Source organism: Variovorax sp. Varisp41, from assembly GCF_047325085.1.
Taxonomy (GTDB): Bacteria; Pseudomonadota; Gammaproteobacteria; order Burkholderiales; family Burkholderiaceae_C; genus Variovorax.
On the sequence record NZ_CP168540.1, the window covers coordinates 56,291 to 81,883 of the forward strand.

Here is a 25,593-nt window from a genome sequence, read left to right on the forward strand (position 1 = left end):
GCATCGCTGCTTTCGCAATTTCGTCCCCATCGTTCAAGGAGTAATCGATGCAACGTCGCCAATGGAGTGCCTTCGTCGGTGCCGCCGCGCTGGTCGCGGTCGCGGGCCCGGCCTTCGCCCAGGGCTATCCCAACAAGCCGGTCGAACTGAGCGTTCCCTTCGCCCCGGGCGGCACGACGGACATCGTGGCGCGCGTGGTGGCCGATCCGCTGGGCAAGGTGCTGGGCCAGCCGGTGGTGGTGATCAACCGCGCCGGCGGCGGCGGCATCGTGGGCGCGGCCGAGACGGCGCGCTCGGCGCCCGACGGCTACAAGCTCGGCGTGGCCACGGTGTCGAGCACGGCGGCCAACCCGGCCATCAACCCGAAGACGCCGTACGACCCGATCAACGACTTCACGCCGATCATCAACATCGCGGCCACGCCGAACATCATCGCGGTCAACCCGAGCTTCCCGGCGAAGAACTACGCCGAGTTCGTGGCCGAGCTCAAGAAGAACCCCGGCAAGTACTCGTACGCCTCGTCGGGCACGGGCGGCATCGGCCACCTGCTGATGGAGCTCTACAAGAGCCTCACCAACACCTTCGTCACGCACATCCCGTACCGCGGCGCGGGCCCGGCGCTCAACGACGTGGTGGCCGGCCAGGTGCCGATCATGTTCGACAACATCCCCTCGGCCATGCCCTTCATCCAGAGCGGCCGGCTGGTCCCGATCGTGGTGTCGGCGCCGCAGCGCCTGGCCGCGCTGCCGAACGTGCCGACCTTCAAGGAAGTCGGCCTCGAGCCGGTGAACCGCATGGCCTACTACGGCATCCTCGGCCCGAAGGGCCTGCCGAAGGAAGTGGTCGACAAGATCAGCGCCGGCGTGAAGAAGGCGGTGGAAGACCCGGCCGTGAAGAAGCGCATCGAGGACACCGGCTCGCTGATCGTGGCCAACACGCCCGAGCAGTTCTCGGCCCAGATCAAGGCCGAGTACGAGGTCTACAAGGACGTGGTGGCCAAGCAGAAGCTCAAGCTCGACTGATTCCACGCCAGCCAAAAGAAGGGCCGTCCCCCGTCGCGGGGAGCGGCCCTTTTTTTTGCTATCTTGCCCACCCATGACCGAGGCCGCCGCCGCACCCACCCCCGACATCGACGAGTTCATCGACGCCCTCTGGCTCGAGGACGGCCTGTCGAAGAACACGCTCGCCGCCTACCGGCGCGACCTCGCGCTGTTCGCGCACTGGCTCGACCAGCAGCGCGGCGGCATGAAGCTCGGCGCCGCGCAGGAGGCCGACCTGCAGGCCTACATGGGCGTGCGGCTGTCGGCCAAGGGCAAGGCGACCTCGGCCAACCGGCGGCTCACGGTGTTCAAGCGCTACTACCGCTGGGCGCTGCGCGAGCGCCGCATCGTGGCCGACCCGAGCCTGCGGCTGATGCCGGCGCGCCAGATGCCGCGCGCGATCAAGCTGCTGTCGGAGAAGCAGGTCGACGACCTGCTCGGCGCGCCCGACGTCGACACGCCGCTGGGCCTGCGCGACCGCGCGATGCTCGAGCTGATGTATGCGAGCGGGCTGCGCGTGAGCGAGCTGGTCTCGCTCAAGGTGATCGACATCAGCCTCAACGACGGCGTGCTGCGCGTGCTCGGCAAGGGCAGCAAGGAGCGCCTGGTGCCCTTCGGCGGCGAGGCGCGGCGCTGGATCGAGCGCTACATCGAGGAGTCGCGCCCCGTGATCCTCGACGGCCAGCAGACGCCCGACCTGTTCGTGACCGCGCGCGGCGCGGGCATGACGCGCGTGATGTTCTGGGTCATCGTGAAGAAGCAGGCGGCCGCGGCCGGCATCCACGTGCCGCTGTCGCCGCACACGCTGCGCCATGCCTTCGCGACCCACCTGCTGAACCACGGCGCCGACCTGCGCGCGGTGCAGATGCTGCTGGGCCACGCCGACATCTCGACCACCACCATCTACACGCACGTGGCGCGCGAGCGGCTCAAGCAGCTGCACGCGCAGCACCATCCGCGCGGCTGAGGCCCGCGCTCAGTGGCTCCTGCGCCGCCGGCCCTCGGGCGCGGCCGAGAGCGCGGGCGAGAGGGTGTCGAAGAAGGCGCTGACCATGCGCATGTCGCGCCGCTCGGCCAGGCACAGGGCATGGGCCGAGGTGAAGATCTCGGTGTCGCTGATCGCCACGCGATGCAGGTCGGGCGCGGGCACGTACTCGACCTCCGACACCGCCGCGATGCCCAGGCCCTGCAGCACGGCTTCGCGGATCACCTCGCGGCTGCCGATCTCCATCACCACGTCGGCGCGGATGCGTGCCTTGTCGAGCGCGAGCTCGAGCGCCTTGCGCGTGGTCGAGCCCTGCTCGCGCATGATCAGCCGCTCGCCCTCGAGCTCGGCCAGCCGGATCGCGCGGCGGCGCGCGAAGCGGTGCGAGGAGGGCACGAAGATCACCACCGGCTGCTTCATGAAGGGCACCGCGAGGAAGCGCTCGTCGCGCACCATCTGCGCGAGCACGCCCACGTCGGCGCTGTAGTCGAGCAGCTGGTTCAGCACGTCCTGCGAGTTGCCGGTGCTCACCGTCACCTTGATGCCGGGATAGCGCTGGTTGAAGTCGACCAGCATCTTCGTCACGTGATAGGGCCCCACGGCCGCCACGCGCAGGTGGCCGGTGCGCAGCTCGCCCGCGTCGCCCAGCAGGTTCACCGCATCGGCCTCGAGGCTGAAGATCTGCTGCGCGAGCTGCATCAGCTGCTCGCCCATCACCGTGAGCTGCACGCGCCGGCCGCGGCGGTGGAACAGCTCGACCTTGTAGGCCTCCTCGAGAAAGCGCACCTGCGTCGTGATGGTGGGCTGGCTCACGTGCAGGCTCTCGGCGGCGCGCGTGAAGCTGCCTTCGCGGGCCACCGCGAAGAAGGAACGAAGCTGGGTCAGGCGCATGCGGCGGCTCCGGAAAAAGCGGGAATTCTCGATGAACCCGACTATAGGTTCATTGAATACATCGACGAAAAAATTTGAATTGGATCGATGAATGGGCCAGTGATGTACTCGCCGCCAGGTGCTCCAGGTCGGCACGAAAAAAGACGACCGGAACGCCACGAATCCTCGGGCCGCCACGACGGCGGCGCGAGGGACCGGAACCGCAGAAGACTGGAGACACAGATGATGAAACGCAGAAGCTTGCTGTTCGGCACGGCCGCCGCCGTGGGCGCGGCCTTCCTTCCACCGGCGAGGGCGCAGCAGGCGCTCACGGTCGGGCTGATTCCTTCCGAGGATTCGCGCGCGATGATCGCCAACAGCCAGCGCATGATGGACATGCTGGCCCAGGGCCTCGGCATGCCGGTCAAGCCCTTCGTGGCGGCCGACTACAACGGCGTGATCGAGGCGCTGCGCTCGAAGCGGCTCGACGTGGCCTACCTCGGCCCGTTCTCGTACGTGCTGGGCACCACGGTGGCCGACATCGAGGCCTTCGCGGTCGCCGAGACCAAGAAGGCCGGCCGCACCTTCTATTACAGCCAGGTGGTGGCCCACAAGGACAGCGGCATCAAGAGCGTGAAGGACCTCAAGGGCCGCACCTTCGCCTTCGTCGATCCCAGTTCCACCTCGGGCCACCTGTTCCCCAAGGCGGGGCTGATGAAGGCCGGCTTCGATCCCGACAAGGACTTCGGCCGCGTGATCTTCTCGGGCTCGCACGACTCGAGCGCGATCGCGGTGCAGAACCGCAAGGTCGACGCGGCCGCCATCGCCGACCGCATCCTCGATGCCGCGGTGGCGAAGGGGCTGGTCAAGCGCGAGGACCTGGTCGAGGTCTGGCGCTCCGAGCCGATCCCCGAATCGCCCACGGTCTGGCGCAAGGACCTCGGCGCCGATCTCAAGCAGCGCGTGCAGGCGGCCTTCCTGCAGGTGAAGGACATCCCCTGGTCCGACCAGGGCCTGCTCAACGGCTTCCATCCGACCAACGACGCGGCCTACAACGTGATCCGCGACACGGCCAGGATCCTGAAGCTCGACCTGGGGAAGATGAAATGATCGAGATCCGCGGCCTTTGCAAGCGCTACGGCGACTTCACCGCGCTCCACCAGGTCGACCTCGCGGTCGGCAAGGGCGAGTTCGTCGTCATCCTCGGTGCCTCGGGCGCCGGCAAGTCGACGCTGCTTCGCTGCATCAACCAGCTCGCCGAGCCCACGCAGGGCGAGGTGCGGGTGGACGGCGAGCCGGTGCGGCGCGATCGCGCGGGGCTGCGCCGCGTGCGCCGCGACGTGGCGATGATCTTCCAGCACTACAACGTGGTGCCGCGCCTGTCGGTGCTGAAGAACGTGCTGACGGGGCGGCTGGGCTCGATGCCGGCGCTGGCCTCGTGGTTCCAGGTCTTTCCGGCGCGCGACATCGCGATCGCGCGCGAGTGCCTGCGCCGCGTCGAGCTCGACCACAAGGCCGAGCTGCGCACCGACACGCTCTCGGGCGGCCAGAAGCAGCGCGTGGGCATCGCGCGGGCGCTGGCGCAGCGGCCCAAGGTGATCCTGGCCGACGAGCCGGTGGCCAGCCTTGATCCGAAGACCTCGCGCAAGGTGCTGAACTATTTGCGGCAGGCCAGCCGCGAGGACGGCATCACCGTGATCTGCAACCTGCACCAGGTCGATTACGCGCGCGAGTTCGCGCAGCGCGTGATCGGCGTGGCGGGCGGACGCGTGGTGTTCGAGGGCCGGCCCGACGCGCTGACCGACGAGGTGCTGCAGCGCATCTATCCGGGCGGCCTCGAGCCCGACCCGGGGGAACCGAAGGAGGACGCGGCCCTGGCCGCGGCGCACGCGCCGGCGCTGCCGCCGGTCCAGCAACTCGCCCTGGAGCAGCCATGATCGCGATCGGACGCTACAACCTGCTGATCGCCCGCAGCGACGGCAACCCCGGCTGGTGGAAGTACCTGGTCGCCGCGGCGGCCGGGCTCGGCGTGCTCTGGTGGGCCGCGATCGGCGCGCAGGTGAGCTTCGGCGAGCTCGCCAAGGGCATGCCGTGGATCGCCGACTTCCTCGGCCGCATGCTGCCGCCCAACTGGGAGTTCATGGGCAAGCTGGTGAAGCCCGCCATCGAGACGGTGCAGATCGCGCTCTGGGGCACGCTGCTGGCGGTGGTGCTCGCGGTGCCGTTGTGCTTGTTCGCGGCGCGCAACATCTCGCCGAACCCGGCGGTGTTCCATGCGATGCGGCAGGTGCTCAACATCACGCGCGGCATCAACGAGATCATCCTCGCGCTGATCTTCGTGGCGGCGGTCGGCCTCGGGCCCTTTCCGGGCGTGCTGGCACTGGCGCTGCATGGCGCGGGCATGCTCGGCAAGTTCTTCGCCGAGTCGATCGAGGAGATCGACCACGGGCCGATCGAGGCGCTGCGCTCCACGGGCGCGGGCCCGATCCAGACCATCGTCTTCGGCGTGATCCCGCAGGTCGTGACGGCATGGATCGGCGTCATCGTCTACCGCTTCGAGACCAACCTGCGCCAGGCCACGGTGCTGGGCATGGTGGGCGCGGGCGGCATCGGCTTCGAGCTGGTGGGCAGCATGAAGCTGTTCCAGTACCAGGACACGGCGACCTGCATCCTGGTCATCGTCGTCATGGTGATGACCGCCGACTACCTCTCGACCCGGCTGCGCGCCTGGATCCAGCAGGGCAGCCGTTCCTGAGGCCGCGGCGGGCCGCGCGCCCTGTCTCTCGTGCTTCGAGGCCGTGCCGCGGCTTGCCGCAGAATCGGCGGCTTTCGAACACGAGAGACATCGACATGAGGATCCACCGCGTCTTCCTGGCCGGCCTCGCGCTGGCCGCGACCGCCGCCACCATCGGCCCCGCCCTGGCCCAGGGCTACCCCTCCGCCAAGCCCATCCGCCTGATCGTCGGCTACCCGCCCGGCGGCGGCATCGACTTCGCGGCGCGCACGGTGCAGGTGCCGCTGCAGGAGGCGCTCAAGCAGCAGCTGGTGGTCGACTACAAGCCCGGCGCGAGCGGCATGATCGCGGCCACCGAGCTCACGCGCCAGCCGGCCGACGGCTACACGCTGCTGCTGGCCAACACCGGGCCGTTCGCGATCGCGCCGTACCTGCAGAGCAAGCCGCCGTACGACCCCATCAAGCAGTTCACCTACATCGGCCAGATCAGCCAGGGCAGCTACATCGCGGTGACGCGGCCCGATCATCCGGCCAGGGACCTGAAGGAATTCGTGGCCTGGGCCAAGGGCCAGCCCGGCAAGGTCAACTTCGCCTCGGGCGGCAACGGCACCTCGACGCACCTCAACGGCGAGCTGATGAACCAGGTCACGGGCCTGGACATGACGCACGTGCCCTACAAGGGCAGCGCGCCCGCGGTGCAGGACCTGATCGGCGGGCAGACGCAGATCCTGATCGACGCGGGCAGCGTGCTGCTGCCGCAGGTGAAGGGCGGCAAGCTCAAGGCGCTGGCCGTGACCGGGCCGCAGCGCGATCCGCAGCTGCCCGACGTGCCGACCGTGAAGGAGCTGGGCCTCGCGGGCATGGAGTCGGTGGGCTTCCAGGGCCTGGTGGGACCGGCGGGCATGCCGAAGGACGTGGTGGACCGTCTCGCGGGCGAACTCGCCAAGGCGCTCGCGCAGCCGGCGATCCGCGCCAAGTTCGCCGCGGCGGGCGCCGAGGTCCATTCGCTGGGCCCGACCGAGTTCGCGGCCTTCGTGAAGGCCGACAACGAGAAATGGTCGAAGCTGATCCGCGAGCGCAAGCTGCAGCTCGACTGATGGAGGCAGACTCGAGGGCCATGACGAATCCGATGCATTCCTTCTTCTTCCCGACGCGCCGCACCGCGGTGCTCGCCTCGCTGGCCGCGGCCGGCGCTTTCCTCTGCGGCACCGCGGCGGCCCAGACTCCGGCCGTGCCCAAGACCCTGCGGCTGATCGTGGCCTATCCGGCCGGCGGCGTCAGCGACGTGGTCGCGCGCGCGCTCGGCGACCGGCTCGCGGCGCAGCTCGGCACCACGGTGGTGGTCGAGAACCGCGCGGGCGCCAGCGGCGCGATCGGCATGGACGCGGTGGCCAAGGCCGCGCCCGACGGCGCGACCCTGGGCTTCTCGGCCATCAGCCCGCTGGTGCTGAGCCCGCACCTGGGCAAGCTGCCCTTCGATCCGCTGAAGGACGTGGCGCCGGTGGCCAGCGTGATGTATTCGCCGGTGCTGCTGATCGCCACGCCCGCGAGCAAGGCGAAGGACTTCCGCGCGCTGCTCGACGATGCCAGGGCCCATCCGGGCGCGGTGCGCTGGGCCACCTCGGGGCCGGCGTCGCTGGGCCACATCGTGCTCGAGCAACTGCGCTCGGCCGCCAACGTCGACATCACGCACGTGCCCTACAAGGGCGGCGGCCAGCAGCTCAACGATGCGCTGGGCGGGCAGTTCGAGATCCTCTCGACCAACGCCAGCCCCACGCTGGGCGCGCACATCCAGTCGGGCAAGCTGCGGCCGCTCGCGGTGGGCGCGCCGGCGCGGCTCGAGAGCCTGCCGCAGGTGCCCACGCTGGGCGAGCTGGGCTACAAGGCGGCCAACATCAACTCGCTGTTCGGCGTGTTCGCGCCGGCCGCCACGCCGCCGGCGCTGCTCGCGCGCTACAACGCCGAGATCAACAAGGCGCTGGCCAGCCCCGAGCTGCGCGCCAAGCTCACGGCCACCGACAACGTGCCCACGGGCGGGCCCGCGGCCGACTTCGCGAAGGAGATCGCCAGCGAGTTCGAGAGCAATGGCAGGATCGTGAAGGCGGCCGGGATCAAGGCGGACTGAGAACCCCGGCGGCGACGCGGGCTTGTCGCCCACGCGATAGGCCCTCCTTTTCCCCTACCTTATAGTAGGCAACATCATGAGCAGCGTCTCCTCAGCGGCACTCGCCACCGGCAGCACGCGCGACCAGATCCTGGGCGCGGCGCGCGAGCTCATCACCACGCGCTCGTACCTGGGTTTCAGCTTCCAGGACGTGGCCGACGCGGTCGGCATCCGCAAGGCCAGCCTCTACCACCACTTCCCGTCCAAGGAAGCGCTGGGCGTGGCCGTGCTGCGCGACGCGATCCAGGGTTTCCGCCGCTGGGACGAGGCCAAGTCGCGCACGCCGCGCGAGTCGCTCGACGCCTATTTCCGCATGTACCGCAATGGCTTGAAGGCCGGTTCGGCCGTCTGTCCCGCGGGGGCGCTGGCGCCGGGCTGGGGCTGCACCAACGAGGAGCTGCGTCTCACGGTCCAGGAGCTGCGCGAGAAGCAGGTGCTGTGGCTGAGCGGCGTGCTCGGCGCGCTGGCGCCCGAGCGGCTCCAGGGCGGGGGCCCCGCGGCGCTCGCGGCCTATGTGTTCGCGGTCTGCCAGGGCGCGCTGATCGCGGCGCGCATGACCGGCCGCGTGGAGGATTTCGACGACGCGGTCGCGCAACTGAGGAGTTCGCTGCCCGTCTGACGCCCCGGCATCCACCCGAAGGCACGCCCCGCGTGCCTCTTTTTTTGACCTGTCAGCCTACCGATTGGATGGTAGTTTTTAGGAGCACACCATGAAAGCCGTCATTTCCGCCTATGCCCGTTCGCCGTTCCATTTCGCGAAGAAGGGCGCGCTGGCCGAGGTGCGTCCCGACACGCTGGCCGCCGGCGTGGTCCGGGGCCTGCTGCAGCGCACCGACCTCGATCCCGCGCTGCTCGAGGACATCGTCCTGGGCTGCGCCTATCCCGAGGCCTCGCAGGGCAACAACCTCGCGCGCATCGTCGGCCTGCTGGCCGGCCTGCCGCACGAAGTGGGTGGCATGACGGTCAACCGCTTCTGCGGCTCGTCGATGCAGGCGGTGCACATCGCCGCCGCGCAGATCGAGGCCGGCATGGGCGAGGCCTTCCTCTGCGTGGGCGTCGAGTCGATGAGCATGGTGCCGCAGGGCGGCTTCAATTTCTCGCCGAGCCCGGAACTGCTGGCGAACACCGACGCCTACATCTCGATGGGCGAGACCGCCGAGAACGTGGCGCAGCGCTGGAACGTGAGCCGCGCCGACCAGGAGGCGCTGGCGGTCGAATCGCACCGCAAGGCCGCCGCCGCGCGCGAGCAGGGCCGCCTGGCCGGCGAGATCGTGCCGGTGCGCCTGGCCTCGGGCGAGCTGGTCGAGGCCGACGGCTGCATCCGTCCCACCACCTCGGCCGAGGCGCTGGCCAAGCTCAAGCCCGCCTTCCGTGCCGATGGCGTGGTGACGGCCGGCACCTCGTCGCCGCTGACCGACGGCGCGGCCGCGGTGCTGGTGACCAGCGATGCCTTCGCCGCGCGCCATGGGCTGAAGGCGCTGGCGCGCATCAAGTCCTTCGCCACCGTGGGCGTCGACCCGGCCATCATGGGCATCGGCCCGATCCCCGCCACGCGCAAGGCGCTGGCACGCGCGGGCCTGAGCGTGGCCGACCTCGACGTGGTCGAGATCAACGAGGCCTTCTCCTCGCAGGCGCTGGCCTGCATCCGCGACCTCGGGCTCGATCCGGCCACGGTCAATCTCGACGGCGGCGGCCTGTCGATCGGCCATCCGCTGGGCGCGACCGGCGCGCGCATCACGGGCAAGGCGGCCTCGCTGCTGGCGCGCGAGAACGGCCGCTATGCGCTGGCCACGCAGTGCATCGGCGGCGGGCAGGGCATCGCGACCATCCTCGAGCGCGTCTGAGCATCCGGGCGCCCGCGCGACACGGCACGACCGGCACGGTGGCGACAATGCCGCCGTGCCATCTTGCGAAGGAGGAACGCACCATGAACGACACCACCACCCGCCCCAGGCTGTACCTCGACGACCTCGCCGTGGGCGACCGCTTCACCAGCGGCGAATACGCGCTCGACGCCGAGAAGATCAAGGCCTTCGCGCTGCAGTTCGATCCGCAGCCCTTCCACACCGACGAGGAGGCCGCCAAGCGCACCTTCTTCGGCGGCCTGGCCGCGAGCGGCTGGCACACGGCGGCCGTGACCATGCGCCTCCTGGTCGACAGCGGCATTCCGCTGGCCGACGGCATCATCGGTTCGGGCGGCGACGAGATCCGCTGGCCGCAGCCCACGCGGCCCGGCGACGTGCTGCACGTGGTCAGCGAGATCGTCGAGATCGTGCCCTCGCGCTCCAAGCCGGGCCGCGCCATGGTCCGCGTGCGCTGCGAGACGCGCAACCAGCGCGGCGAGGTGCTGCAGCACTTCTCGCCCAAGCTGGTGGTGATGAAGAAGCCGGATTGACTTCGGGCGTCAGGCGGCGCTGCCGCCGCCCAGCGCCTTGAGCTCCTCGTCGCTGAAGCCCGCGCGCGTGCGCGCCTCGAGGTTGAACGGCGGCTTGAGCCGCGGCGCCTCGTAGCGCGCCACGAGCTCGGGGTAGGCGGCCTCGGCATCGATGCCCGCGCGCTCGCAGAGCCAGCGGTACCAGTGGTTGCCGATCGCCACGTGGCCCACCTCGTCGCGCAGGATGATGTCGAGGATCTCGACCGCGCGCAGCGCATCGGGCGTGTTCACGCGCTTGAGCTTGGCCTGGATCAGCGGCGTGGCGTCGAGCCCGCGCGCCTCGAGCGTGCGCGGCACCAGCGCCATGCGCGCGAGCACGTCGTCGCGCGTCTTCTCGCACATGCTCCACAGGCCGTCATGGCCGGTGAAGTCGCCATAGCGCCAGCCCATGGTCCGCAGGTGCGCATGCAGCAGCGTGAAGTGCTGCGCCTCCTCATCGGCCACGCGCAGCCAGTCCTGGTAGTAGCGCGCGGGCATGCCGTCGTAGCGCCAGGCGGCGTCGAGCGCGAGGTTGATGGCGTTGAACTCGATGTGGCAGATCGAATGGACCAGCGCCGCGCGGCCCTCGGTGTTGAACGGCGAGCGCTTGCCCACCGCCATGGCCGACACGCGCAGCGGGCGCTCGGGCCGGCCCGGCACGCCGAACTCGTCGCCGGGCACGCGCACGGGTTCGTCTGCTATGGTTTCGCTAGCGATGTGCGTTGCCAGCGCGCGGGTTGCCGCCACTTTTTCGTCGGGGTCGGTGAGGCGCAGCGCGGCCAGGGCGCTCAATCGGGGGTGCATCCCTACAATTCTAGGTTTCACCCCTCTTTCCCTTTCCGGAGACTCCCACGATGGCCCTCTATGAACTCGACGGCGTGGCGCCGCAACTCGGCGACGGCGCCTGGGTCGCCGACAGCGCCGAGGTGATGGGGCGCGTGACGCTGGCCGAGAACGCGAACGTCTGGTTCGGCGCCGTGCTGCGCGGCGACACCGAAGCCATGACCATCGGGCGCAACAGCAACATCCAGGACCTGTCGGTGCTCCATTGCGACATCGGCTGCCCGCTGACGGTGGGCGAGAACGTCACGGTGGGCCACCAGGTCATGCTGCACGGCTGCACCATCGGCGACAACACGCTGATCGGCATGCAGGCGGTGGTCTTGAATAACGCGAAGATCGGCCGCAACTCGATCGTCGGCGCCGGTGCGCTCGTGACCGAGGGCTCGGAATTCCCCGACAACTCGATGATCCTGGGATCGCCCGCCAAGGTGGTGCGCACGCTCGACGAAGCGGCCGCCGCCAAGCTGCGCCAGGGCGCGGAGCACTACGTCAAGAACGCCCGCCGCTTCGCGGCCGGCCTGAAGAAGATCGCCTGAGCCTGCGCGCGAGGGCACCCGAAGAAAGAACCCCGTTGTGAGCGAGCTGCATAAATTCCTGTTCGATGGCCTGCCGGTGCGCGGCATGATCGTGCGCCTGACGGATGCCTGGCAGGAGATCCTCGCGCGGCGCGCCTCCAACACCGCCACCGGCGCCTACCCGCCGCCGGTGGTCGAGCTGCTCGGCGAGATGACGGCCGCGGCCACGCTGATGCAGGCCAACATCAAGTTCAACGGCGCGCTGATCCTGCAGATCTTCGGCGACGGCCCGGTGAAGGTGGCCGTGGCCGAGGTCAAGCCCGACCTGAGCCTGCGCGCCACCGCCAAGACCATCGGCGAGCTGCCAGCCGATGCGCGGCTGCCCGACATGGTCAACGTGAACAACAAGGGCCGCTGCGCGATCACGCTCGACCCCAAGGACAAGCTGCCGGGCCAGCAGCCCTACCAGGGCGTGGTGCCGCTGTTCGGCGACGAGGGCGAGAAGCTCGGCAAGCTCAGCGAGGTGCTGCAGCACTACATGCTGCAGAGCGAGCAGCTCGACACCACGCTGGTACTGGCGGCCGACGACAAGGTGGCGGCGGGCCTGTTGATCCAGCGCCTGCCGGTCAAGGGCGAGGGCAACCTCGAAGGCACGGCGCCGGCCGACCGCGACCAGGCGAACGAGGACCAGATCGGCCGCAACGAGGACTACAACCGGATCTCGATCCTGGCCTCGACGCTCACGCGCGAGGAGCTGCTCACGCTCGACGTCGAGACCATCCTGCGGCGCCTGTTCTGGGAAGAGAAGCTGCTGCGCTTCGAGCCGCAGCGCGGCATGCTGGGCCCGCACTTCGCCTGCACCTGCGGCCGCGAGCGCGTGGCGCAGATGATCCGCGGCCTCGGCGCCGAGGAGGCCGAGAGCATCCTCGCCGAGCGCGGCGATATCGAGGTGGGCTGCGACTTCTGCGGCAAGCAGTACCGCTTCGACGCGGTCGATGCGGCCCAGATCTTCCGCCCGCCGGGCGACCAGATCCCCGGCACGCCGGTGGTGCAGTAAGCCGGTGCCGGGCGTTCAGCCCGGCTGCCGCAGCACCTTGACCATCGCCGCGAGCCGCTCGTTCGCATAGCCGGCCGCGAGCGCACGGTCGAACCAGCCCATCAGGAAATCGGGAAAGCCCGCGTCGAGCCGCGCCTCGCGCGCCTGCCGCACGAACAGCCGGCCCGAGCCCGCGCAGGTCGCCATCGAGCTCTCGGGTTCGCCGTAGCGCTCGGCATGGATGTCCTCGCCTTCGGCGCGGATCATCTCGCCGATCACGGGCGAGATGGTGCCGATCATTCGTGCGAAGTCCCGCACCGGCAACTGCTCCGATTCGAAGATGCGCACGCCGTGGAAGAAGCCGGCCATCGCGCCGAACATGCACGAGAGCGTGGCCAGGTCCCAGGCGGCGGCGTTGCCGATCGGCTCGCCCAGGTAGGCGATGTGGCCCGCGATGGCCTCGAGCACCGGCCGGCAGGCCGCGAGCGCGCGCTCCTCGCCGGAGACGAACAGCGGCGTGTCGGGCCGGCCGATCTGCGAGGGCGTGGCGAGCAGCGCGCCGTCGAGGTAGCCCACGCCGTCGAGCCGGGCCCAGTCGTCGCGCGCATCCTGCGGCGTGCCGGTGCTCAGCTGCACCAGCAGCTTGCCGCGCAGCGCATCGGCCACGCCCGGCTGCGCGAGGATCGCGCGCCAGGCCGCGTAGTCGGCCACGCAGACCAGCACCACGGGGCTCGCGGCGACGGCGGCGCGCGCATCGGCGGCGAGCACGGTGCCCTGGCCGAGCAGCGCTTCGGCGCGGCTCGGCGTGCGGTTCCACAGCGTGAGCGTGTGGCCGCGCTGCAGGGCGCGCGCGAGCGCGATGCCCATCGGTCCGAGGCCGATCAGGGAGACGTTGGTGGTGCTCATTGTTCAGTCCTGCGCCGGGCTGAGGTTCTGGCCCAGGCCGCCGTCGACCGTGAGCCGCGCGCCGGTGGTGAAGGTGGCGTCGAAGGCCAGGAACAGCACCGCGCGCGCCACCTCCTCGGCGCTGCCGTGGCGCCGCATCGGCGTGATCTGGTCGCCCAGGCGCACGAACTCCGCGCGCTCGGCGGGCGTGGCATCGGCCACGCCGAGCGTGGGCGTGTCGATGAAGCCCGGGCTCACCACGTTGACGCGGATGCCGCGCCCGACCAGCTCGGCCGCGAAGCCCGAGGCGAAGGAGCGCAGCGCGGCCTTGGTCGCGCTGTAGACGCCCATGCCGTGCATGCCGCCCTCGTCGGCGATCGACGAGGTGAAGACGATGGACGCGCCGGGCTTCATCAGCGGCGCGAGCTTCTGCACCGTGAAGAAGGCGCCCTTGGTATTGATCGCGAAGGCACGGTCGTAGCCGGCCTCCGTGACCTGCTCGAAGGGCTCGAGCGTGGCGATGCCGGCGTTGATGTGCAGCAGGTCGACATGGCCCAGCGCTTCGCGCGCGGTGGCCGCGAGCGCATCGATGTCGGCCAGCGAGGCGGCGTCGCTCGCCAGCACCTGCGCCTGCGGGCCCAGCGCGTGGCGCGCGGCCTCGAGGTTCCTCGGATTGCGCCCGGTCAGGATCACGCGGGCGCCGCCCGCGAGCAGCGCCTGGGCCGTGGCCAGGCCCATGCCGATGGTGCCGCCCGTGATGACGGCGGTCTTGCCGCGGTAGCGGGTGTTGCTGTCTTGGTGGAGAGTGGTGTTCATGGCCGCGATGATTCCGCGCGCATGGCGCGCGGTCGCGCACGATCGGGCAGCCCCGAGCACGAACGGACGACGGCGCGCGGCCGATAATGGTCCGATGAGCGACACCGACCTGCGCATCGAACTGCGGCAGACGCCCGCCGGCATCGTCGGCTACGAGCCGCTGCCCGAGCACCGCATCAAGCTCCACACGGGCGCGCCGGTGGCCGGTGCCTGCCAGTTCCACCGCTTCCTCTACACGCGCGGCGACCTCGACATCGTGCCCGCGGGCGTGAGCGACGTGTGGCACGAGGAGGCCGCGAGCACCTCGCTGATGCTGCGCGTGTCGACCGCGCTGCTGCGCCGCACGGCCGACGAGATGGGGCTGCCCGCCGAATGCGCCACGCTCGCGCAGCGCCACCAGTTCCGCGATGCCCACATCGAGCACATCGCCTGGGCCCTCGACGCCGAGCGCCGCGCGGGCTTTGCCAATGGCACCCTGTATGCCGACAGCCTCGGCACCGCGCTGGCCGTGCACCTGCTGAGCGGCCAGCGCCGCCCCGAGCCCGTGCCCGCGCGCGGCCTCACGCGGCCGCAGCTGCGCCGCGTGACCGAGCACATCGAGGCCCACCTCGACGGCGATCTTTCGCTGTCCTCGCTGGCCGACGTGGCGGGCCTCAGCGCCTCGCACCTCAAGACCCTGTTCAAGCGCTCGACCGGCCTGCCGGTGCACGAGTACGTGGTGCACCGCCGCGTCGACCGCGCGCGCGGCCTGCTGCTGCGCAGCGACCTGCCCGCGAGCCAGGTGGCGCTGGAGAGCGGCTTCTCGCACCAGAGCCACATGGCGCGCTGCATGCGGCGCGTGCTCGGCGTGACGCCGGGCGAGGTGCGGCGCGCCGGCTAGGCGTCGTCCAACGGGGCGTTCTTCGTCTCGTTGCTTTCCAGCAGCACGGAAGACAGCGCGAGGATCTTGGTCTGGGGCGTGTCGCGCAACCAGACCAGCCTCGTCTTGGCACGGCCGAACTTCGCTGGCAGCGGATGGACGCTGAGCCGGTCGCGCTCGGCGTAGCTGTCGAGCACGCTGTGCGGAATCAGCGCGATGCCCATGCCGACAGCGACGCAGCCCAGGATCAGGTGGTACGAGCCCGCCTCCACGATCCGGCCCGGCGTGACGCGGCCGCGCAGGAACCAGTCCTCGAGCCGCTTGCGGTGCGGGCAGCCGGGGTGGAAGGCGAGGATCGTCTTCGACGACAGGTCCTTCGGCGATGCGATGCTGCCGTGCTTTGCTTCGGCGACGATCACCAGTTCCTCGTCATAGATCGCGAGGGTTTCCAGCCTGCGGTCCGGGATCGGATCGGTGATGAGGGCGGCGTCGAGGTCCGTACGGAGGACCTGCTTGATCAGCTCGCGCGGATCGCCCGAATAGAGCTCGAGGGCCACGTCCGGATAGCGATCGTGGAAGCGACCCAGCGGCTCCGGCAGGCGGGCAGCGGCCGTGCTTTCCATCGCGCCCAGCCGCAGCACGCCGCTGGGGCGATCGGACTGGATCGCCTGGACCGCTTCCTTCGCGAGGTCCAGCATGCGGTCCGCGTAGCCGACCAGTATCTTGCCCGCGGGCGAAAGCTGAAGGCGGCGCCCTTCGCGCAGGAACAGCTGCACGCCCAGTTTTTCCTCGAGCACCTGGATGCGCGCGGTCACGCTCGACTGTGCGCGGTGAAGGGTTTCCGCCGCCCGCACCACGCCGCCGGTGCGGACCACGGTCCTGAAGATCTGCAGATCCGAGAACTCCATACATCGCCTTCCCTGAACGGTTCGTTCTCTATTTGTCGTTTTCTTGCGAGCGCCATTCTCTTTAGAGTTCTCTGCAACTTCAACAAGGCACGGGCCTGAATCAGGCACCAGGGATCGTCATGAAAATGGGAGTCGTGGAAGAGGCCGGTGCGCCGGCGGCGCGCCGATCGCTGGTCATCGGCGTGTTCTGCGGCCTCGCGGTGGCGCTGATCTGGTCGAGCTGGTCGGTCGCCACGCGGTTCGCCGTGACCACCAGCCTCGGGCCGCACGACGTGACCTTCCTGCGCTTCGGCGTCTCGGCGCTTTTCCTGTGGCCGGTGCTCGCCCGGAAGGGGTTGGGCGTCGCGCAGATCGGCATGGTGCGCCTTTCGATCATGGTCCTCGGCGCGGGCGTGCCCTTCATGCTGCTGGGTTCGGTGGGCATGCAGTTCGCACCGGCCTCGCATGTCGCCACGCTCATGATCGGCACGATGCCGATCTGGGTGGCGGTGCTGTCGGGCCTGCTGTTCGGCGAGCGATTCACCCAGCGGCAGCTGGGCGGGATGGCGACCGTCGTCGCCGGTGTGCTGTGCATCGGCGGCTATGCACTGCTCGCCGATCGCGCCGCGGGAGAGTGGCGAGGAGACCTGCTGTTCCTGCTCGCGGGCCTGTGCTTCGCGAGCTTCACCGTCGCACAGCGCCGTTCGAGCATCAGCCCCTGGCATGCGACGGCGCTCGTCAACGTGTGCTCCGCCGTGCTGTTCACGCCGGTCTACTTCTTCGGGTTCACGCCGAACATCTTCACGGCGCCGCCATCGGCCGTCGGCTTCCAGGTAGTCGCGCAAGGGATCCTGGTGGCGATCCTCGGGATGTATTTCTACACGGAGGCCGTGCGTCGATTGGGTGCGCCCAGGGCCGCCATCTTCGGTGCGCTCGCGCCCGCGCTGGCCGTGCTGATCGGCGCGGTGTTCCTCGGGGAGGTACCGGCCTGGCTCACGCTGACGGGAATCGGGCTCGTGATGAGCGGTGTCGCTCTGGTGGTGACGGGCGCGGCGCGTCGCTAGCTAGCGAAGGCTGCTGTCGAAGCCCCCGAAGAAGATGTCGGGCGCGCTCGTGTTGTGCTTCGAGGGCAGGCTGCGGCCGAAGCGGAACTGCGTGCCTTCGAGCGTCTTCACTTCGGGCAGCGGTGTCGCGACCGGCGGCGCCTCGGGCGCGGCCTGCCAGCGCACCTCGCTGACGTCGGCGTTGTCGGGCGTCACGTACATCGAGCGCAGCACCGCGAAGGGCCTTGCCTCGCGCGTGGGGGCCGAGAAGCGCACGTCGAGCGCGGTGCGTTCGCGGCTGATCTCCTCGACGTTGGCGACCGCGCTGCCGCCGCGCGCGAAGCGCAGGTGGATCGACAGCGGCTTCGGCACGATGCGGATCGAAGCGATGTCGACCACGGGCCGGCCGGCCTGTTCGACCGGGCCGAGCAGGAACGAGGAGCCGTAGACGCCGTCGCCGAAGCGCGCCTCGGGCAGGGGCTTGATGCGCCAGTAGCCGTCGGAGGGATAGAGCACCAGCGCCTCGAGCGCCTTGCCGTTTTCCTTGCGGAACACCTGCAGCAGGTGGAAGCCGCGGTCGCTGACGGTGCCCACGCGCACCGGCACGCGCTGCGGCCGCCAGAAGCTCGCGAGCGTCATGCCGACGATGCGCCACTGCGCGTTGTCGAGCAGCACCACGGTGCGCGGCTCGAAGCGGTGCGCGGGGTCGGTGGGATGCTCGCCGCCGTCGAAGTTGCAGCCCGAGAAGTCGGGCGCGGTGACGTCGTTGCCGATGCTGTCGAGGTAGGACGGCTGCAGCGCCTCGATGCGCAGCCGCCGGATGCCTTCGCCGCGCAGCACCAGCGAGACGTTGTCCTCCTCGGCGCAGGCGGTGGGCGTGGTGCCATTCTCGACCGTGGCGCGCAACGGGGCCGCGCTGGCGGCGGCGCCGACCAGCACCGAGGCCGCGAGGGCGGTGGCGAGGAGGGCGGCGGTGCGGAAGCGGCGGCGAAGAGGCATCGGGTCTCCAGGCAAGAGGAAGAGGGGAAACAACGGCAACGGGCAACGAACGCCGAAGCTTAGAGGATGGCGCAGCGCCGGACGGCGCCATGTCGGAGGGCACCGCGCGGGCGCGGCGGCCTCACTCGCGGCGCGCGAGCAGGTCGGTGAACAGGCGGTGCTCGCACTCGGGATCGGAGCACTTGTCGCAGGACCAGGTCCAGCCTTCGCCCGCCGTGGCCACGCCGCGGTCGGGCACCACGGCATCGCGTCCGCCGTCGCGCAACAGGCCGCCGCGGTCGGCCACGCTCTGGATCGCGCGCCAGGCGCCGGCCAGCCGTTCGCTGCCGCTGCCATGCACCACGGTGTAGGCCACGCCCGCGCTGGCGAGCGCGCGGCGCACCATCGCGTCGACCGGCTCGCGCACATGCGGGCCGTCGCGCATCTCGTCGGCCACCCAGGGCAGGTCGAGCGCGGTCAGCAGGGTGATCGCGCAGCGCTGCTGGGCCGCGAGCGCATCGGGGTAGAGGGTGGTGTCGGCGAACAGCAGCTCGCTGTAGACGGCGGTCATGACGGCCGTGGTGTCGGCCACCGCCACGCCGAGCGCGGCCGCGGCATCGATGCGGCGGGTCTGCTCCTCGGCGATGGCCTGCTGCTCGTCGGCGCGCGGCGTGCGGCCCTCGCGCTCGCACCATTCGCGCAGGTACTCGCCGACGAAGGTGGCGTGGATGCCGCGCTCGTGCATGCGCTGCACGAGGGCGCGTGCGAGCTCGGTCTTGCCGGTGCTCTCGGCGCCGAGCAGCGCGACGATGCAGCCGGTGGGCAGCACGGGCGTCATGCGGTGGCGGCCTTCGGCAGCCGCTGGCGCCAGGCCAGGTAGCCGGCCACGCTGAGCGCCGCGAACACGGCGTACAGCCCGACCGTGAGCCACAGGCCCTTGTGGACGAAGAGGCCGATGCTGACCAGGTTGACGGCCAGCCACACGACCCAGTTCTCGATGAACTTGCGCCCGAGCAGGAACTGGCCGACCAGGCTCAGGCCGGTGGCGAAGCCGTCCCACCAGGGCACGTCGGTGTCGGTGAAGCGGCGCAGGAAGAGGGCGACCGCGGGCCAGGCCAGCGCGCAGGCCAGCAGCGCGAGCGCGAGGCCGCGACGCGAGAGACGGCTCACGCGCAGCGCCGAGCCGTCGGCCCGGTGGCCGCGCAGCCATTGCAGCCAGCCCCAGAAGGCGACGACCGCGAAGAAGACCTGCAGCGAGGCGTCGCCATAGATCTTCGCCTGCGCGAACACGCCCACGTAGAGCAGGGAGCTGACGAGCGCGAGCGGCCAGCCCCAGTGGATCTCGCGCATGTTGCAGCCGACCATGGCCAATGCCAGCACGGCGGCCACGCATTCGAGCCAGGTGACGGGAGAGCCCCAGAGCGCGAAGGCGGGGGCGGAAAGGATTTCGGGCATCGGCTGGGCGGCGTGCACGGCGCGCCGAGGGCTCGGCGAGAGCGGCCCGCGTGGATCAGTGGGCGATCTGGACGAAGACTTCGTTCGGTTTGACCATGCCCAGTTCCTGGCGGGCACGTTCCTCGACCATCTCGAGGCCGTCCTTGAGGTCGTTGACCTCGGAGGCCAGCCGCTCGTTGGTGATGGCGGCCTTGGCGTTCGAATCCTTCTGCGAGGCCAGCTTGGCCTGCAGCTGCGCCACGTCGCGCACGCTGCCGCGCCCGTTCCAAAGCTGCCACTGGAGGATGGCCAGCAGCACGAGCAGAACGATGGGAGGAATGAAGCGCGCGCGCATGGTCCGCGGACTTTACCCGCGCTCCCCACACGGCCCGCCGGGGGCGGCGCAGCGCCGATCCGCGAAATGCGGAAAAAGCGGCAATGCGCGCGGCTCTTCGGGCCGGGGAGGGGGCATCACTTGAGGTTGTAGAACGCGCCGCGGCCCGGGTAGACGGCGATGTCGCCGAGGTCTTCCTCGATGCGCAGCAGCTGGTTGTACTTGGCGATGCGGTCCGAGCGCGAGAGCGAGCCGGTCTTGATCTGGCCGGCGTTGGTGCCCACGGCGATGTCGGCGATGGTGCTGTCCTCGGTCTCGCCCGAGCGGTGCGAGATCACGGCCGTGTAGCCGGCGCGCTTGGCCATCTCGATCGCGGCGAAGGTCTCGGTCAGGGTGCCGATCTGGTTGATCTTGATCAGGATCGAGTTGGCGATGCCCTTTTCGATGCCTTCCTGCAGGATCTTCGTGTTGGTGACGAACAGGTCGTCGCCCACCAGCTGCACGCGCTTGCCCAGGCGTTCGGTCAGGTGCTTCCAGCCGTCCCAGTCGCCTTCGTGCATGCCGTCCTCGATGCTGATGATCGGGTACTTGTCGACCCAGGTCGCGAGCATGTCGGTCCAGTTCTCGGCCGACAGCGAGAGGTTCTCGCCAGACAGCACGTATTTGCCGTCCTTGTAGAACTCGCTGGCGGCACAGTCCAGGCCCAGCGCGATCTGCTCGCCGGCCACGTAGCCGGCCTTGTCGATGGCTTCGAGGATCAGCTGGATCGCCGCTTCGTGGCTCTCGACGCTCGGCGCGAAACCGCCTTCGTCGCCCACGGCGGTGCTGATGCCGCGGTCGCCCAGGATCTTCTTGAGCGCGTGGAACACCTCGGCGCCGTAGCGCACGGCTTCGCGGAAGCTCGGCGCGCCCACGGGGATGATCATGAACTCCTGCAGGTCCAGGCTGTTGTTGGCGTGCGCGCCGCCGTTGATGACGTTCATCATCGGCACCGGCATCTGCATGCCGCCCATGCCGCCGAAGTAGCGGTACAGCGGCAGGCCCGATTCCTCGGCGGCCGCGCGGGCCACGGCCATCGACACGGCCAGCGTGGCGTTGGCACCCAGGCGGCCCTTGTTGTCGGTGCCGTCGAGGTCGATCATCGTGCGGTCGAGGAAGGCCTGTTCGCTGGCATCGAGGCCGAGCACGGCTTCGGAGATCTCGGTGTTGATGTTCTCCACCGCCTTGAGTACGCCCTTGCCGAGGTAGCGCTTCTTGTCGCCGTCGCGCAGCTCGATGGCTTCGCGCGAACCGGTGGATGCGCCCGAGGGCACGGCCGCGCGGCCCATGGTGCCCGACTCGAGCAGCACGTCGCACTCGACGGTGGGATTGCCGCGGCTGTCGAGGATCTCGCGGCCGACGATGTCAACGATTGCACTCATCTTCTTTTCTTTCTCCAGTAAAAACGGATCACAGACCTTCGACGACGATCATGCGCATGATCGCGGCACCCTGGCGCGCCTCGCGCGCCTTGCCGTATTCGGGCGAGCTGTCGAACTTCTTCGCGGCCTCGACGCTCGGGAACTTGAGGATCACGATGCGCTGCGGCGCCCAGTCGCCCTCGAGCACCTCGACCTTGCCGCCACGCACGCAGACCTCGGCGCCATGCGCCTGCATGGCGGCGGTCGACCACTTCTTGTACTCCTCGTACTGGGTCGGATTGGTCACCTCGACGTTGGCGATGATGTAGGCACTGGTCATGCCACTGCCTTCAGCGTCTTGCCCGCATTGCCGGCGCCCTGGCCCTTGTGGTCGAGCGCGGCCTTGATGAAAGCGTTGAACAGCGGATGGCCGCTCCACGGCGTGGACTTGAACTCGGGGTGGAACTGCACGCCCATGAACCAGGGATGCACGTCCTGCGGCAGCTCGACGATCTCGGTCAACTGCTCGCGCTGCGTGAGCGCGGAGATCACGAGGCCGGCCTTGCGCAGCTGGTCGAGGTAGTTGACGTTGGCTTCGTAGCGATGGCGGTGGCGCTCGGTGACCACGTCGCCGTAGATGCTGTGGGCCAGCGTGCCGTCGGTCACGTCGGAACTCTGCGCGCCCAGGCGCATGGTGCCGCCGAGGTCGGACTTCTCGTTGCGCACCTTGATCGTGCCGTCGGCGTCCTTCCACTCGGTGATCAGCGCGATCACGGGGCAGGAGGTCTCGGGGTCGAACTCGGTGCTGTTGGCATCGGGCAGGCCGGCCACGTGGCGCGCGTACTCGATGGTGGCGACCTGCATGCCCAGGCAGATGCCGAGGTAGGGCACCTTGCCTTCGCGCGCGAAGCGGGCCGCGAGGATCTTGCCCTCGACGCCGCGCTGGCCGAAGCCGCCGGGCACGAGGATGGCGTCGTACTTGGCCAGGCGCGAGACGTCCTGCGCGGTGATGGTCTCGGAGTCGACGTAGTCGATCTTCACGCGCGCATGGTTCTTCATGCCGGCGTGGCGCAGCGCCTCGTTGAGCGACTTGTAGCTGTCCGACAGGTCGACGTACTTGCCGACCATGGCGATCGCCACTTCCTGCTGCGGATGCTCGACCTCGTAGACCAGTTCGTCCCAGCGCGTGAGCTTGGCCGGCGGCGTGTTGATGCGCAGCTTGTCGCAGATCAGGCCGTCGAGGCCCTGCTCGTGCAGCATGCGCGGCACCTTGTAGATGGTGTCCACGTCCCACATCGAGATCACGCCCCATTCGGGCACGTTCGAGAACAGCGAGATCTTGGCGCGCTCGTCGTCGGGGATCGGGCGGTCGGCGCGGCACAGCAGGGCGTCGGCCTGGATGCCGATCTCGCGCAGCTTCTGCGCCGTGTGCTGCGTGGGCTTGGTCTTGAGCTCGCCGGCGGCGGCGATCCAGGGGACGTAGCTCAGGTGCACGAAGGCCGAATTGTTCGGGCCCATGCGCAGGCTCATCTGGCGCACGGCCTCGAGGAAGGGCAGCGACTCGATGTCGCCCACGGTGCCGCCGATCTCGACGATGGCCACGTCGACCTCGTGCGCGGTGCCGATGCCGGCGCCGCGCTTGACGTATTCCTGGATCTCGTTGGTGATGTGCGGGATCACCTGCACCGTCTTGCCGAGGTAGTCGCCGCGGCGTTCCTTCTCGAGCACGGTCTTGTAGATCTGGCCGGTCGTGAAGTTGTTGGCCTTGCGCATGCGCGTCGTGATGAAGCGCTCGTAGTGGCCGAGGTCGAGGTCGGTTTCCGCACCGTCGTCGGTGACGAACACCTCGCCGTGCTGGAACGGCGACATCGTGCCGGGGTCGACGTTGATGTAGGGATCGAGCTTGATGAGGGTGACTTTGAGGCCGCGGGATTCGAGGATCGCGGCCAGCGAGGCGGAGGCGATTCCCTTGCCGAGGGAAGACACCACACCACCGGTGACGAAGACAAATTTGGTCATGCCAGTTCCGGACGCAAGGACCGGGCAGTGGGAAATTGAGATTATAGGTGTGCCCCCGGCGACACCCGGCGCGGGTGGACACTGTTACCTCGCCCGGCGCGGGACATCGGGGCCGCGGCGAACGACCGTTCGCCCCAGGGCGCGGCGGGGATGCGCGGGTCATTACACTCCGCCCCACCATGCAAGACCTCGCCGGCAAACACATCGTTCTGGGACTCACGGGCGGCATCGCCTGCTACAAATCGGCCGAGCTGTGCCGGCTGTTCGTGAAGGCGGGGGCCACGGTCCAGGTCGTCATGACCGAGTCGGCCGAGCAGTTCATGACGCCGGTGACGATGCAGGCGCTCTCGGGCCGCCCCGTCTACACCTCGCAGTGGGACGCGCGCGAGCCCAACAACATGCCGCACATCAACCTGAGCCGCGAGGCCGACGCGATCGTGCTCGCGCCCTGCAGCGCCGACTTCATCGCGCGCCTGGTGCAGGGCCGCTCCGACGAGTTGCTGAGCCTGCTGTGCCTGGCGCGCCCGCGCGACCGCGTGCCGCTTCTTCTCGCGCCCGCCATGAACCGCGAGATGTGGATGCATCCCGCGACCCAGCGCAACCTGGCGCAGGTGGCGGCCGACGGCGCCACCGTGCTCGGCGTGGGCAACGGCTGGCAGGCCTGCGGCGAGACCGGCGACGGCCGCATGCTCGAGCCGGCCCAGCTGCTGGAAGACATCACCGCCTTCTTCCATCCCAAGCTGCTCGCGGGCCAGCACCTGCTGGTGACGGCCGGGCCGACCTTCGAGGCGCTCGATCCGATCCGCGGCATCACCAACCATTCGTCGGGCAAGATGGGTTTCGCCATCGCCCGCGCCGCGCGCGAAGCCGGCGCCGAGGTCACGCTGGTGGCCGGGCCGGTGCACCTGCCGACGCCGCGCGGCGTCACCCGCATCGACGTGCGCTCGGCGCAGGAGATGCTCGCGGCGACCGTCGGTGCATCCTCGCGTGCTAGCGTTTTCGTAGCAACGGCGGCGGTCGCCGACTGGCGCCCCGCGACCCAGAGCGACCAGAAGATCAAGAAGGACGGTAGCGGCAAGACCCCGGTGCTCGAGTTCGTCGAGAACCCCGACATCCTGCTGACCGTGGCGCGCAGCGAGCGCGCGCAGGCGAAGAAGCTGTTCTGCGTGGGCTTCGCGGCCGAGAGCGAGAACCTCGTCGCGCATGCCAAGGCCAAGCGCGAGCGCAAGGGCATCCCCTTGCTGGTGGGCAATATCGGCCCGCTGACCTTCGGCCAGGACGACAATGCGCTGCTGCTCGTGGACGCCGATGGCGTGCGCGAACTGCCTCGCGCGCCCAAGCTCACGCTGGCGCGCGAGCTCATGACGGAGATCGCGGCGCGGCTGCCCGACTGGAGGGTCTGATGAAGGCTGAATGGAACACCCCGCCCAATGGCGACTTCGTGCGCTATGTCGAGGGGCTGACGGCCCAGGCCGCGAGGAACCTCGGGCGCGGCCAGACGGACGTGACCGGCGAGCACGGGCTCGACGTCGGCATGACGCCGAGCGCGGGGCCGGGCGCGGTGGTGCCGCCGGCGCAGGCCCGCGCGCGCGCCGCGGCCGCCAAGGCCGCCAAGTCCGAATCCGCGCAGGGCGGACCCTTCGGCGCGCTCACCAAGCCCCTGCTCGGCGCGGCCGGCGTGGCCTTCGTGATCCTGTGGTCGATCGGCGTGCCGATCTACGTGCTGGTGGTGTTGGCCGGCCTGGCCTTCTGGTTCGCCGGCAAGCTCAAGTCGCTGGCCTTCCCCGGCGCCGCCAAGTGGCAGCAGGTGCTCGAGGAGGCGAACCGCCGCGGGACCGAATCTCAACAAGGAAAAGCAAGCAAGTGAAAGTCGACGTCCGCATCCTCGATCCCCGCATGGTGGAGCAACTGCCCACCTACGCCACGCCCGGCAGCGCGGGGCTCGATCTCAGGGCCTGCATCGATGCGCCCGTCACGCTGGAGCCCAATGCCTGGCAACTGGTGGGCACCGGCATCGCGATCCACCTCGGCGACCCGGCCTACGCGGCGATGATCCTGCCGCGCTCGGGACTGGGCCACAAGCACGGCATCGTGCTGGGCAACCTGGTCGGGCTCATCGACAGCGATTACCAGGGCGAGCTCAAGATCAGCGCCTGGAACCGCAGCGACACGCCCTTCGTGCTGCAGCCGATGGAGCGGCTCGCGCAACTGGTCATCGTGCCGGTGGTGCAGGCGAAGTTCCATGTCGTCACCGAATTCGCGCCCACGCAGCGCGGCGAGGGCGGCTACGGCTCCACCGGCAAGCACTGACCGGGAGCTGACCGCGACGACCCGCAAC

The 25,593-nt window shown here is 69.7% G+C and carries 29 protein-coding genes; 17 read left to right on the forward strand and 12 right to left on the reverse strand.

Annotation, left to right across the window (positions count from 1 at the left end):
* Positions 1–47: 47 nt before the first annotated feature.
* Positions 48–1,022: a tripartite tricarboxylate transporter substrate binding protein BugE gene (locus ACEN9J_RS00240; RefSeq protein WP_057595916.1), complete on the forward strand. Its 975-nt coding sequence runs from the start codon at positions 48–50 to the stop codon at positions 1,020–1,022.
* Between the two features lie 73 nt (positions 1,023–1,095).
* Positions 1,096–2,007: a site-specific tyrosine recombinase XerD gene (gene xerD, locus ACEN9J_RS00245; RefSeq protein WP_057595917.1), complete on the forward strand. Its 912-nt coding sequence runs from the start codon at positions 1,096–1,098 to the stop codon at positions 2,005–2,007.
* 9 nt (positions 2,008–2,016) lie between these two features.
* On the opposite strand, the gene ACEN9J_RS00250 is transcribed toward xerD, so the two are convergent.
* Positions 2,017–2,916, reverse strand: coding sequence for a LysR substrate-binding domain-containing protein (locus tag ACEN9J_RS00250; protein WP_057595918.1), 900 nt, complete (start codon positions 2,914–2,916; stop codon positions 2,017–2,019).
* A 225-nt stretch (positions 2,917–3,141) separates the two neighbouring features.
* On the opposite strand from ACEN9J_RS00250, the gene phnD reads away from it, so the two are divergent.
* The 8 genes from phnD (at position 3,142) to ACEN9J_RS00290 (ending at position 10,188) form a co-directional block, all read left to right on the forward strand.
* Positions 3,142–4,005, forward strand: a complete 864-nt coding sequence (gene phnD / locus ACEN9J_RS00255) for a phosphonate ABC transporter substrate-binding protein (protein ID WP_057595944.1) — start codon at positions 3,142–3,144, stop codon at positions 4,003–4,005.
* Positions 4,002–4,832, forward strand: a complete 831-nt coding sequence (phnC, locus tag ACEN9J_RS00260; protein ID WP_057595919.1) for a phosphonate ABC transporter ATP-binding protein — start codon at positions 4,002–4,004, stop codon at positions 4,830–4,832. The genes phnD and phnC overlap by 4 nt, the downstream gene beginning before the upstream one ends.
* On the forward strand, positions 4,829–5,650 hold the full coding sequence (phnE, locus tag ACEN9J_RS00265; RefSeq protein ID WP_413762966.1) for a phosphonate ABC transporter, permease protein PhnE: 822 nt from the start codon (positions 4,829–4,831) through the stop codon (positions 5,648–5,650). Before phnC ends, phnE begins: the two co-directional genes overlap by 4 nt.
* Positions 5,651–5,745: 95 nt before the next feature.
* The gene (locus ACEN9J_RS00270; protein ID WP_296723635.1) at positions 5,746–6,726 is read left to right on the forward strand and encodes a Bug family tripartite tricarboxylate transporter substrate binding protein; all 981 of its coding nucleotides are present in this window, start codon (positions 5,746–5,748) and stop codon (positions 6,724–6,726) included.
* A gap of 20 nt (positions 6,727–6,746) precedes the next feature.
* Positions 6,747–7,754, forward strand: coding sequence for a Bug family tripartite tricarboxylate transporter substrate binding protein (locus ACEN9J_RS00275; protein ID WP_172705653.1), 1,008 nt, complete (start codon positions 6,747–6,749; stop codon positions 7,752–7,754).
* 76 nt (positions 7,755–7,830) lie between these two features.
* A complete protein-coding gene (locus tag ACEN9J_RS00280; protein WP_413762967.1) occupies positions 7,831–8,412 on the forward strand; it encodes a TetR/AcrR family transcriptional regulator in 582 nt (193 codons plus the stop codon).
* A 91-nt stretch (positions 8,413–8,503) separates the two neighbouring features.
* Positions 8,504–9,637: a thiolase family protein gene (locus ACEN9J_RS00285; protein ID WP_261216107.1), complete on the forward strand. Its 1,134-nt coding sequence runs from the start codon at positions 8,504–8,506 to the stop codon at positions 9,635–9,637.
* A gap of 83 nt (positions 9,638–9,720) precedes the next feature.
* A complete protein-coding gene (locus tag ACEN9J_RS00290; protein ID WP_413762968.1) occupies positions 9,721–10,188 on the forward strand; it encodes a MaoC family dehydratase in 468 nt (155 codons plus the stop codon).
* A 9-nt stretch (positions 10,189–10,197) separates the two neighbouring features.
* Here the strand turns inward: ACEN9J_RS00290 and ACEN9J_RS00295 are convergent, their stop codons facing one another.
* Positions 10,198–11,010, reverse strand: coding sequence for a ferritin-like domain-containing protein (locus ACEN9J_RS00295; protein ID WP_413762969.1), 813 nt, complete (start codon positions 11,008–11,010; stop codon positions 10,198–10,200).
* A gap of 50 nt (positions 11,011–11,060) precedes the next feature.
* On the opposite strand from ACEN9J_RS00295, the gene ACEN9J_RS00300 reads away from it, so the two are divergent.
* Together ACEN9J_RS00300 and ACEN9J_RS00305 are read left to right on the forward strand one after the other, a co-directional pair.
* Entirely contained in the window at positions 11,061–11,585 is a 525-nt protein-coding gene (locus tag ACEN9J_RS00300; protein WP_057595925.1) for a gamma carbonic anhydrase family protein, read from the forward strand.
* A 37-nt stretch (positions 11,586–11,622) separates the two neighbouring features.
* Positions 11,623–12,621, forward strand: coding sequence for an Hsp33 family molecular chaperone HslO (locus ACEN9J_RS00305; protein ID WP_261216095.1), 999 nt, complete (start codon positions 11,623–11,625; stop codon positions 12,619–12,621).
* Between the two features lie 15 nt (positions 12,622–12,636).
* Here ACEN9J_RS00305 and ACEN9J_RS00310 read toward each other — a convergent pair whose 3' ends face one another.
* Entirely contained in the window at positions 12,637–13,506 is an 870-nt protein-coding gene (locus tag ACEN9J_RS00310) for an NAD(P)-dependent oxidoreductase (RefSeq protein ID WP_413762970.1), read from the reverse strand.
* 3 nt (positions 13,507–13,509) lie between these two features.
* A complete protein-coding gene (locus ACEN9J_RS00315) occupies positions 13,510–14,301 on the reverse strand; it encodes an SDR family oxidoreductase (protein ID WP_261216092.1) in 792 nt (263 codons plus the stop codon).
* A gap of 94 nt (positions 14,302–14,395) precedes the next feature.
* Here ACEN9J_RS00315 and ACEN9J_RS00320 point away from each other — a divergent pair, with 94 nt between their 5' ends.
* A complete protein-coding gene (locus tag ACEN9J_RS00320) occupies positions 14,396–15,181 on the forward strand; it encodes an AraC family transcriptional regulator (protein WP_261216091.1) in 786 nt (261 codons plus the stop codon).
* Here the strand turns inward: ACEN9J_RS00320 and ACEN9J_RS00325 are convergent.
* Positions 15,178–16,068 (reverse strand): LysR substrate-binding domain-containing protein, encoded by an 891-nt coding sequence (locus tag ACEN9J_RS00325; RefSeq protein WP_413762971.1) that lies wholly within the window; start codon positions 16,066–16,068, stop codon positions 15,178–15,180. The genes ACEN9J_RS00320 and ACEN9J_RS00325 overlap by 4 nt on opposite strands.
* Positions 16,069–16,193: 125 nt before the next feature.
* Here ACEN9J_RS00325 and ACEN9J_RS00330 point away from each other — a divergent pair, with 125 nt between their 5' ends.
* Positions 16,194–17,111, forward strand: coding sequence for a DMT family transporter (locus ACEN9J_RS00330; RefSeq protein WP_413762972.1), 918 nt, complete (start codon positions 16,194–16,196; stop codon positions 17,109–17,111).
* On the opposite strand, the gene ACEN9J_RS00335 is transcribed toward ACEN9J_RS00330, so the two are convergent.
* The 7 genes from ACEN9J_RS00335 to ACEN9J_RS00365 all read right to left on the reverse strand — a co-directional run bounded on the left by ACEN9J_RS00335 (position 17,112) and on the right by ACEN9J_RS00365 (position 23,255).
* Entirely contained in the window at positions 17,112–18,089 is a 978-nt protein-coding gene (locus ACEN9J_RS00335; protein WP_413762973.1) for a hypothetical protein, read from the reverse strand. It abuts the gene before it with no gap.
* Between the two features lie 121 nt (positions 18,090–18,210).
* A complete protein-coding gene (locus ACEN9J_RS00340; protein ID WP_261216088.1) occupies positions 18,211–18,906 on the reverse strand; it encodes an AAA family ATPase in 696 nt (231 codons plus the stop codon).
* Positions 18,903–19,523 carry a nicotinamide riboside transporter PnuC gene (pnuC, locus tag ACEN9J_RS00345; RefSeq protein WP_413762974.1) on the reverse strand — a complete coding sequence of 207 codons (621 nt, stop codon included), beginning with the start codon at positions 19,521–19,523 and terminating at the stop codon, positions 18,903–18,905. Before pnuC ends, ACEN9J_RS00340 begins: the two co-directional genes overlap by 4 nt.
* A 55-nt stretch (positions 19,524–19,578) precedes the next feature.
* Positions 19,579–19,857 carry a cell division protein FtsB gene (ftsB, locus tag ACEN9J_RS00350; RefSeq protein WP_057595933.1) on the reverse strand — a complete coding sequence of 93 codons (279 nt, stop codon included), beginning with the start codon at positions 19,855–19,857 and terminating at the stop codon, positions 19,579–19,581.
* 116 nt (positions 19,858–19,973) lie between these two features.
* On the reverse strand, positions 19,974–21,257 hold the full coding sequence (gene eno / locus ACEN9J_RS00355) for a phosphopyruvate hydratase (RefSeq protein WP_057595934.1): 1,284 nt from the start codon (positions 21,255–21,257) through the stop codon (positions 19,974–19,976).
* Positions 21,258–21,285: 28 nt separating this feature from the next.
* Positions 21,286–21,576 carry a DUF1330 domain-containing protein gene (locus ACEN9J_RS00360; protein WP_261216087.1) on the reverse strand — a complete coding sequence of 97 codons (291 nt, stop codon included), beginning with the start codon at positions 21,574–21,576 and terminating at the stop codon, positions 21,286–21,288.
* Positions 21,573–23,255: a CTP synthase gene (locus tag ACEN9J_RS00365; RefSeq protein WP_057595936.1), complete on the reverse strand. Its 1,683-nt coding sequence runs from the start codon at positions 23,253–23,255 to the stop codon at positions 21,573–21,575. The genes ACEN9J_RS00360 and ACEN9J_RS00365 overlap by 4 nt, the downstream gene beginning before the upstream one ends.
* Positions 23,256–23,434: 179 nt before the next feature.
* Here ACEN9J_RS00365 and coaBC point away from each other — a divergent pair, with 179 nt between their 5' ends.
* The 3 genes from coaBC to dut are packed head-to-tail and all read left to right on the forward strand — an operon-like array spanning position 23,435 to position 25,565.
* The gene (gene coaBC, locus ACEN9J_RS00370; protein WP_057595937.1) at positions 23,435–24,658 is read left to right on the forward strand and encodes a bifunctional phosphopantothenoylcysteine decarboxylase/phosphopantothenate--cysteine ligase CoaBC; all 1,224 of its coding nucleotides are present in this window, start codon (positions 23,435–23,437) and stop codon (positions 24,656–24,658) included.
* The gene (locus ACEN9J_RS00375; RefSeq protein WP_057595938.1) at positions 24,658–25,122 is read left to right on the forward strand and encodes a hypothetical protein; all 465 of its coding nucleotides are present in this window, start codon (positions 24,658–24,660) and stop codon (positions 25,120–25,122) included. Before coaBC ends, ACEN9J_RS00375 begins: the two co-directional genes overlap by 1 nt.
* The gene (gene dut, locus ACEN9J_RS00380; protein WP_057595939.1) at positions 25,119–25,565 is read left to right on the forward strand and encodes a dUTP diphosphatase; all 447 of its coding nucleotides are present in this window, start codon (positions 25,119–25,121) and stop codon (positions 25,563–25,565) included. The genes ACEN9J_RS00375 and dut overlap by 4 nt, the downstream gene beginning before the upstream one ends.
* Positions 25,566–25,593 lie beyond the last annotated feature (28 nt).